Below are 8,266 nucleotides of genomic sequence, written 5' to 3'. Positions count from 1 at the left end.
CAACTTCGCCCGAGCACGGTTCACTTCATGTAAGTCCACAACGTCCAACATGCCCCAAACAGGGCCGAGAAGACCTAACGGAGCCCTACTAGGCGCCGAGTACCCCCTGGTGGTCGACTGCCCCGAACTGCGGGAACTCGGCGGCCGGCGCTCCGAGGCCGAGTGGCGGCAGCGCTGGAAGCGCCTGGACGAGGGCGGCGTACTGCGGGTGACGCGTCCGGGAGCCGACCAGAATGAGGTGTACGGAGTGCTCATGGAGCAGCGGCACATCGCACAGGTCGTGGTCGATGTTCCCGCGGCGACGCGGAGCGCGATCGTCCAGACGTGCCTCGTGGTGGGCGTGCCCGTGGTGCTGTGGGACCGCGGCGACACCTGCGACTCCCCAGCCGTCCGGTACGCCGCGGGCGTCCCGGTGCGCAGCCTCCCGGAAGCCGTACGGATGTACCGAGCCAAGACGCTTCAACGGCCTGACGAGTTCGCCGGGCGGCCCGTGCTCACCTGGGCCGACGCCGACCGCCCGGATCCGCGGCCGCAGCTGGAACTTGCCGATCCGACGGAGTCCCCGTGACCCGCACACACCTGCACAACCCAGTCGAGACGGAGGTTCTTCGATGAGCACGCACGCGGACTGGCGGTTGTTCCGCGGGGACGGGCGGCAACGGGAGACGCCCCTGCCGCCGGCGCCGCCCTGGCGCCGCTTCGGCGCGCCGACGTCTGCGCCCGGCTCCGCAGGGGGCCCGCGGCACCTTCCGTACCTCATCTCGCCCGAGCACTCTGACGTGGTCAGCGCCGCTCTGCACCTGCGCCGTCCGCTGCTGGTCACGGGCCATCCCGGCACGGGCAAGTCCTCGTTGGCGCGGGCCATCGCACACGAGCTGTCGCTGGGCGGCATCCTGCACTGGCCGGTCAACAGCCGCTCCACCGTCCAGGACGCGCTCTACGGCTACGACGCCATCGGCAGGCTGCGCGAGACCTCGCTGAGCCGCGACCGGGGCGAGGAGGAGCCGTCCATCGGCAGTTTCGTGCGGCTCGGGCCGCTCGGCACCTCGCTGGTGCCCCGCGGGCGGCCCCGGGTGCTGCTCGTCGATGAGCTGGACAAAGGCGACGTCGACCTGCCGAACGACCTGCTGACGGTCTTCGAGGAGGGCGAGTTCGAGATTCCGGAGCTCGCCCGCCTGCCCGAGGCGCAGGCGGAGATCGAGGTGCTCACGGCGCAGTCCGACGAGCAGGCGCTCCTCGTACGGGGACGGCTGCGCTGTGAGGAGTTCCCCGTCGTCGTCATCACGAGCAATGGCGAGCGGGACTTTCCGCCTGCCTTTCTGCGCCGGTGCGTCCGCCTGGAACTGCCCACGCCCGACGAGGAGCGGCTGCGGGCGATCGTTACCGCCCACCTCGGGGAGAGGGCGGTCGCCGAGGTCGGCGACCTGCTGGACACCTTCCTGCGGCTGCGCGCGACGAAGGAGCTGGCGACGGACCAACTGCTGAACGCGGTGTACCTGCGGGCGGGTGGTGTGGATCTGTCGGCCGAGGGGCTGCTCGATGCGGTACTGCACCGGCTGGGCGGGGCGGTGTGACGCCGTGACGGGGACGGCGGACGACCACGGCGAGCCCGGACCTCCCGGCGGGCGCCCGCGACTCGGGCGCCTGGACGAAGCGCTCTCGATCCTCGCGGGCAGCGGCGTCGACCTGTCCCCCGAGGAACTCCTGGACACGTTGTGGCTGGCGAGCCGGTTGCCCGCAGGGGCCGCGGACGCACCGCTGCTGCATGCCGCGTCCGGACGGGGCCTGCGACCCGGCGGCGGGCTGGCCCCGGCCGCAGGAGACGGCTCACCGGCGGACACGGCGGCACAGGGCCGGTCTGGGGAGCCTTCCGCACCACCTGACCATCCCCAGCGGGACCGGGGGAGCGGCGGGACGAGCGGCCTGTACGCCGCATCCGGGCCGCACCGGTCGCGGAGCGAGCCCGAGGCGGACGGAGCCATGCCGCTGCGCGCCCCCGAAGCCAAGGCCATGCGCGCCGAACTGCCGATCGGCCGGGCCCTGCGGCCGCTCAAGCAGCACCGGCCGAGCCCGGTCCGGCAGGAGTTCGACGAGGGAGCGACGGCCGCCGCGTTCGCCGACTCGGGCCTGGCGGACGTCGTGACCCGGCCGGCGCGGGAGCGCTGGCTCGACCTCGCGTTCGTCGTGGACGACGGGATGTCGATGCTGCTGTGGCGGCGTCTCGCCGTCGAACTGCGCACACTGCTGGAGCGCACGGGCGCCTTCCGGATCGTACGGGTCCTCGGCCTGCACACGCGTGGCGCGGACAGCCCGGTGCTGCGCTCCAGGCCGTACGACATCGGCGCGCTACCCCTCCCGACGGCCGCCCTGTCCGATCCCACTGGGCAGACGCTCGTGCTGGTGGTGAGCGACGGGATGGGGTCCGCTTGGCGCGACGGGCGCATGGCCGCCGTCCTGGAGCACTGGTCGGGCTGCGGGCCGACGGCCGTGGTGCACGCCCTGCCGCCGCGACTGTGGGACGGCTCGGGGATCCGCGCCGAGCGTCGGCGGGTGACGACCTGGAGGCGCGGCTCGCCCAACACGCTCTGGACGGTGACGGATCCGGTGCTGCCAGTAGAGCTGGCGCGCTTCGACGGCGTACCGGTGCCGGTGCTCGAACCGGATACGGTCCCGCTGGCCGCATGGGCGCGGCTGGTCGCCGCACCGGGCGGCTCGGCGGTGCTGCCGCTGCTGGCCCGGCCCCTGCCCCGGCGAGGTGCCTCGGCCGCAGCGCCCGCCGACGGTCCGCGGGCCGTGCAACGCTTCCGCGACGCCGCGTCCCCCGAGGCGTACCGGCTGGCCGTGCATCTGGCGGCCGTCGCGCCCGTGTCGGTACCGGTGATGAGGCTGGTGCAGGACGCGGTGCCGTGGCAGGCGGACACGGGGCATCTCGCCGAGGTGTTCCTCGGCGGGCTCCTGCGGCTGGCGGACGAGGAGGGCCGGGAGGCCGTGCCGCCCCAGCACCGCGCCTTCGCGTTCACGGAAGCGGCGCAGGACGCGCTGCTCGGCGCGGTTCCAGCGGCCGAACTACTGCGCACGGGCCAGGCCGTCGGCCGCAGACTGGAGCGACTCGCGGGCCGCTCACCCGACTTCCCCGCCTGGCTCGCCCACCCGGACGGCCCCCAACGTCTCCCGCCGGGCGCACGGCCCTTCACCGCGGTCGAACACCGGCTCGCGGGCCGACTCGGGGTACCGTGGCGTGCGGCGGTTCCTCCCACTGCGGAATCCCGGGCGCCGTCCACTGCCGCGTCCGCGGCCCCGGCGACGGAGCAGCGGACGGCCGCCGCACCCAACTGTTGTCCCGACTGCTTCGAACCGTTAGCACCGGACGACCGGTTCTGCGTCGGGTGCGGGAGGGACCTGCGTCACCTGGGCCGGGGGACGACGGAGTCGTGGTCCCAAGTTCTCCGGGACGGGGAGGACCCCCGGGACGTGGAGAGCCGCAGGACCGTCCCGACGCCTGGCTGGGAGCGGCTTGCGGACCAGTCGTCCACCCTTGGCCCCTACACGCTGCACGCGGTCAACCGGACGGGCGCGCGAGCACTGGCCTATCTGGGCCGTGACCGGAACGGCGCCGAAGTCGTCGTACGCGCGCTTTATCCGGTAGCAGGTGAGGGGAACGTCCGACTGCTCGACGTGGCCGTGGAAGCACTGAGCCGGATGTCTGGCCGCTACGCTCCCGTGCTGCTCGGACATGACACCCGGGACGTGCGGCCTTGGATGGCAGAGTCGGTCATCCGCTCCTCCGACGGATCACCGGCCCGGAAGTTGACCGAAATCCTCGAAGAATCCTCGTCGTTGACTTCGTACGAAGCGATCAACCTGGGATGGCAGCTTTCGGACGCGGTGAATCTGTGCCACTCGCTCGGTATGGCGCTGGGAGACTTCCACACCGGTACGGTGCTGGTCGCCTCGGCGCGAGTGACCCTCACCGGCTGGACCTCGGCGGTCATCGAGTCGTGGGGGCCTGCCCAGAGAGTGACTCCCCGGATGGCTTATACCGAGTGTGTTCTCGGCAACATCGGGGAGCTCGGGCGGATGCTGACCGGACTGGACGGCGGACTACAGCCATTTCAAGGAGGCCCGCGGGGGAAGTTGCAGGGGCCCGAGTACGCACCGCTCCGGGCCGTCGTCCGGCGTTGTCTCGAGGCCAATATCGCGGAGACCGCGCCCACGGCCCAGGAAGTCGCCGATGTGTTCGCCCGGTTCCTGACGACCTCCGTGCCGTCACCGCCTGGCACGGCACGGCCGGGTACGGCGCGGCCGAGAACGGTGCAGCCGGGTACGGCGCGGGCGGCTACGGAGCCGCGGGCGAGCCGCCCGGAACCCGAGGCCGGCGCCGAGGGCGGCTCCCGAAGTGCTTCACCGGCACGCGGGCCGCTGTCCAGGCTCTCGTCCCGCTTCAGGTTCGGCGGGGGCGCGCAGGAAGCTGAGCGGCAGCGGAAGCTGGAGCTGATCCGCATGCCCGTGCTGTCCTGCTACCGCATCGCCGTGATCAGCCTCAAGGGCGGCGTCGGTAAAACGACCACGACCACCGCGCTGGGCTCCACGCTCGCCACCGAGCGGCAGGACAAGATCCTCGCCATCGACGCGAACCCGGACGCCGGCACGCTCGGCCGCCGCGTGCGCAGGGAGACCGGCGCGACGATCCGCGACCTCGTCCAGGCGATCCCGTACATCAACTCGTACATGGACATCCGCCGGTTCACGTCCCAGGCGTCCTCCGGGCTGGAGATCATCGCCAACGACGTCGACCCGGCCGTCTCGACCACGTTCAACGACGAGGACTACCGGCGCGCGATCGACGTCCTCGGCAAGCAGTACCCGATCATCCTCACCGACTCCGGCACCGGTCTGCTCTACAGCGCCATGCGCGGCGTGCTCGACCTCGCGCACCAGCTGATCATCATCTCGACGCCGTCCGTGGACGGTGCGAGCAGCGCCAGCACGACGCTGGACTGGCTGTCGGCACACGGCTACGGGGACCTGGTACAGCGCAGCATCACTGTCGTCTCCGGAGTCCGCGAGACCGGAAAGATGATCAGGACCGAGGACGTCGTGGCGCACTTTGAGACGCGGTGCCGCGGCGTGGTCGCCATACCGTTCGACCACCACCTCGAAAGCGGCGACGAGGTGGACTTGGACATGCTGCGGCCGAAGACCCGCGAGGCGTACTTCGACCTCGCAGCCCTGGTCGCCGAGGACTTCGTCCGCGCCCAGCAAGCCGAGGGAGACGGCGGGCGGTGAGTTCATGACCCCAACGTGTAGGCGGGAAGCTGGCACTGCCGCTGAGCAGGCAAGGAACCGCCCCTGTGTACGCTCACGGACGCCCCCGGACCAAGATCGGACAACTCGTAATTCCCCGTCGTTCATGAATGACCTGGTCGGTCCCGTCGTCACGCCACGCGGCGAAGTAGTAATACGTCGCGCTCTTCTGCGGCAGGTCATGCGGGAGGGGGCATCAGGACCGCCTACGACGAACCCGAGATCGAGGCGGCGGAATCCGCCGACACCACCCGCCCACGCCGTCGGCGCCCGGCGGGCCCGGAGGCAGACGCTCGCCAACTCCATGGACAACGAGCAGGTCTACGGGAAGAAGGTGTTCGAGTACCCGCTCGCCCAGGCCGTCGCCGACGGCCGGGCGGCGGACTACCGCATCGTGGTGCCTACCCTCACCGACGCCGACCTGCGCTGCCGCCTGAACCTGCCCGTGCCCGACACCGGCCTGCCCAGCGGCAACGGCGAGGAGCCGGACAGCGCGCTGCGCACCACCGCCCTGCACCTGGCAGTCCTGCGCACCATGACCGAGCACGGCCTGAAGAAGGTCCTGGTCTACTTCAACCTCGTCTCCGACGCCCGCCGCTTCGCCCGCGAACTGCCCCACACCCTGCGCCTGCTGCGCCGGACGGACCCCCACCTAGTCCCCGGCATCGACCCGGAGCTGTTCTTCGCCCACGGCGAGCACACCCCCGCCCAACGGGGGGACATCCTCGCTGCCTTCGCCGCCGCCGACGTCGCGATCCTCGCCAACTCCCGCCTGATCGCCGAAGGCGTCGACATCCCCAGCGTCGACGCGATCGCCTTCGCCGAACCCACCCGCAGCGTCGTGCGCTGCGTCCAGGCCCTCGGCCGCGCCCTGCGCCTGGACGTCTCCGGCAAGACCGCCTCGCTGATCGTCCCCGTCTACATCCCGCCCGGCACGGACGGCGAGAACATCCTGGGCACCGCGTACGAACCGGTGTGGGCGATCGCCTGCGCGCTGGCCAGCCACGACCACCGCATCCTCGAACGCCTCCCCGACAAGGCCAACCGCCTGCCCAAGGAGACCAGCGACGTCATCGCCCGCCGCTGGCACTTCGACTTCACCGTCCACCCCGAGCGCATCGCCCAGGCGATGGACCTGGTCTCCTTCGACCTCCGCGACCCGGCCGTCTCCCGTTCCCGCCGCCTCGGCCTCGCCGCCGCCCGCTCCTACCGCGACCAGTACGGCCACCTCGACGTCCCCGCCGACTACACCGACCCCACCGGCTACACCCTCGGCACCTTCATCACCACCATGCGCGACGCCGCGAAAGCCGGCCGCCTCGAGGCCGACTGGATGGCCGAACTCGACGCCCTGGGCATGATCTGGGACAAGCACGACGCCGCCTGGCGCGCCCGCCTCGCCGCCGCCGCCGACTACCACCGCATGCACGGTCACCTCGCCGCCCCCGCCACCACCCCCGTCGGCGCCTGGCTCGCCGAACAACGCCACCTCGCCGCCAAGAACGCCCTCGATCGAGCCCGTGTGGACGCCCTCGCCGCTCTCGCCGCCGACTGGCGTCTGCCGCACGGTGCGGACTGGCACCGCAAGTACAACCTGTTGCGCGCCCACCTCGCCTCCGGAGCCGACCCCGCCACCCTCACCCGCGACAGCCAGATCGGCGGCGTGAAGATCGGCTCCTGGCTGGCCCGCCAGCTCGCCACCTGGCACGCCCTCACCCCTGGCCAGCAGCAGCTGATGACCGCCCTGAGCCTCACCCCCGAGGAGAACCCGCTCATCCCCGCCCGCCGCACCCGCCGCACCTTCGCCCAGACCGTCCAGCTCCTGGAGCTCTTCCTGCACCGCGAAGGCCGCGTCCCCGCCGCCCGCGAGACGATCCGCGTCGACGGTGACACCGTCAAACTCGGTGCCTGGCTGGCCAAGGCCCGCACCAAGCACCGTGCTGGTGGACTTCCCGACGAGCATGTGAGCCTGGTCGCCGCGCTCTTCGACGGTGACTGGACGGCCGACGACGCCGCCCCTGCCGCCCTGCTGTAGCCCTTGAAGATCTGCGCAGTGGTTCGTCCTCGAGCCGTGCGCACTTGCCGGATGAGCCTTCCCGTCCCGCTGGTCCAGGAGGCCCTGCCCCGGGGAGGAAGGCCTGCCAGGGCCGCGTTGCCGCTACCAGGGCGCGCGGTGACCGTGGCCGCCGCGCGTCAACTGCTGGGGCTCCGTCAGCCGCCCTTCCTTCTCGAGCCGACGCAGGGTGCGCCGGACCCTGCCGACGCGGGGGAGTGGGCTTTGCCGGTACAGGCTCTGCTCCATGAGGTCTCGCAGCCACCACGTCCGGTCGGCGTCGCGGAAGATGACCGCCGCCGGCCGGGACCATTCCGGGGACGGGATGGGGAGATGGATGTGGTCGGCGACGCCGGGGGGCAGCACCTTAGCGAGCAGGTGACTTTCCCCCATGGTGTCGGTCGCGGAGTCGTAGGTGATCAGGCAGACGTGGTGTATGGGGCGCTCACTGCCGTTGGCCGCACTGGCGATCCAGTAAGGCGCGGCCAGTTCGTACCCGCAGCAGTCGGCGCGTTCGTCGCGGCAGACCACTGCGTGGGCTTCTGAGCGGCTCTCTTTGTCCTGCGCGCGCCGCAGGGTGACGGCGCCGACCCACAGTGCTCCGGTGCTGCCGAGTCCGCTCACCCAGGCAGGGATCGTTCCCCAGTCGATGTCCATGCCTGCACCGTGTCCTGGCCAGCCGTGCGAGAAGTACGTCTTGAGCGACTTCTGAGCTCTCCGCGGGCGCTGCGGGACCCGCGCGAGGCGAAGCGCCCTGGCAGCCGCGGGGGCCGGACCGGTCAACATCGCGATATGCGTGGCGTAGTGGCCGCCGGCACGTGTCGACCCAGGACGACGGCCGCCTCTCCCGCCGCTGTGCAAACTTGTCTCGAAATCGCTGTGCCGATCCGCTTTCTAGCCGTGTACTAC

5 protein-coding genes and 1 pseudogene are annotated in these 8,266 nt (G+C 71.6%); 4 read left to right on the top strand and 2 right to left on the bottom strand.

Annotated elements, in window-relative coordinates; genetic code table 11:
* The first annotated feature begins 49 nt into the window (after positions 1 to 49).
* Genes ABZ818_RS36975 through ABZ818_RS36965 form a run of 3 tightly spaced genes read left to right on the top strand, consistent with a single transcriptional unit; the run spans position 50 to position 5,286 of the window.
* A complete protein-coding gene (locus ABZ818_RS36975; protein ID WP_361424915.1) occupies positions 50 to 568 on the top strand; it encodes a hypothetical protein in 519 nt (172 codons plus the stop codon).
* 43 nt (positions 569 to 611) lie between these two features.
* Positions 612 to 1,574: a MoxR family ATPase gene (locus ABZ818_RS36970; RefSeq protein ID WP_361424906.1), complete on the top strand. Its 963-nt coding sequence runs from the start codon at positions 612 to 614 to the stop codon at positions 1,572 to 1,574.
* A gap of 4 nt (positions 1,575 to 1,578) precedes the next feature.
* On the top strand, positions 1,579 to 5,286 hold the full coding sequence (locus tag ABZ818_RS36965; RefSeq protein WP_361424903.1) for an SAV_2336 N-terminal domain-related protein: 3,708 nt from the start codon (positions 1,579 to 1,581) through the stop codon (positions 5,284 to 5,286).
* 121 nt (positions 5,287 to 5,407) lie between these two features.
* Here the strand turns inward: ABZ818_RS36965 and ABZ818_RS36960 are convergent.
* Positions 5,408 to 5,494: pseudogene (locus ABZ818_RS36960) on the bottom strand (IS5/IS1182 family transposase); the annotation flags it as partial.
* A 114-nt stretch (positions 5,495 to 5,608) separates the two neighbouring features.
* Here ABZ818_RS36960 and ABZ818_RS36955 point away from each other — a divergent pair.
* Complete coding sequence (locus ABZ818_RS36955; RefSeq protein ID WP_361424900.1) at positions 5,609 to 7,339, top strand: Helicase associated domain protein; 1,731 nt, start codon at positions 5,609 to 5,611, stop codon at positions 7,337 to 7,339.
* Between the two features lie 123 nt (positions 7,340 to 7,462).
* Here ABZ818_RS36955 and ABZ818_RS36950 read toward each other — a convergent pair whose 3' ends face one another.
* The gene (locus ABZ818_RS36950) at positions 7,463 to 8,014 is read right to left on the bottom strand and encodes a hypothetical protein (protein ID WP_361424897.1); all 552 of its coding nucleotides are present in this window, start codon (positions 8,012 to 8,014) and stop codon (positions 7,463 to 7,465) included.
* Positions 8,015 to 8,266 lie beyond the last annotated feature (252 nt).

The organism is Streptomyces sp. NPDC047453, from assembly GCF_040643155.1.
GTDB lineage: Bacteria > Actinomycetota > Actinomycetes > Streptomycetales > Streptomycetaceae > Streptomyces.
The sequence above is the reverse complement of the archived record's forward strand: the minus strand, read 5'-3'. Positions and strand labels throughout refer to the sequence as shown.

What these genes read in the sequence shown, in the direction of transcription:
- ABZ818_RS36975 (WP_361424915.1), top strand. Translation starts at nt 50, where the DNA reads ATGCCCCAAACAGGGCCGAGAAGACCTAACGGAGCCCTACTAGGCGCC.
- ABZ818_RS36970 (WP_361424906.1), top strand. Translation starts at nt 612, where the DNA reads ATGAGCACGCACGCGGACTGGCGGTTGTTCCGCGGGGACGGGCGGCAA.
- ABZ818_RS36955 (WP_361424900.1), top strand. Translation starts at nt 5,609, where the DNA reads ATGGACAACGAGCAGGTCTACGGGAAGAAGGTGTTCGAGTACCCGCTC.
- ABZ818_RS36950 (WP_361424897.1), bottom strand. Translation starts at nt 8,014, where the DNA reads ATGGACATCGACTGGGGAACGATCCCTGCCTGGGTGAGCGGACTCGGC.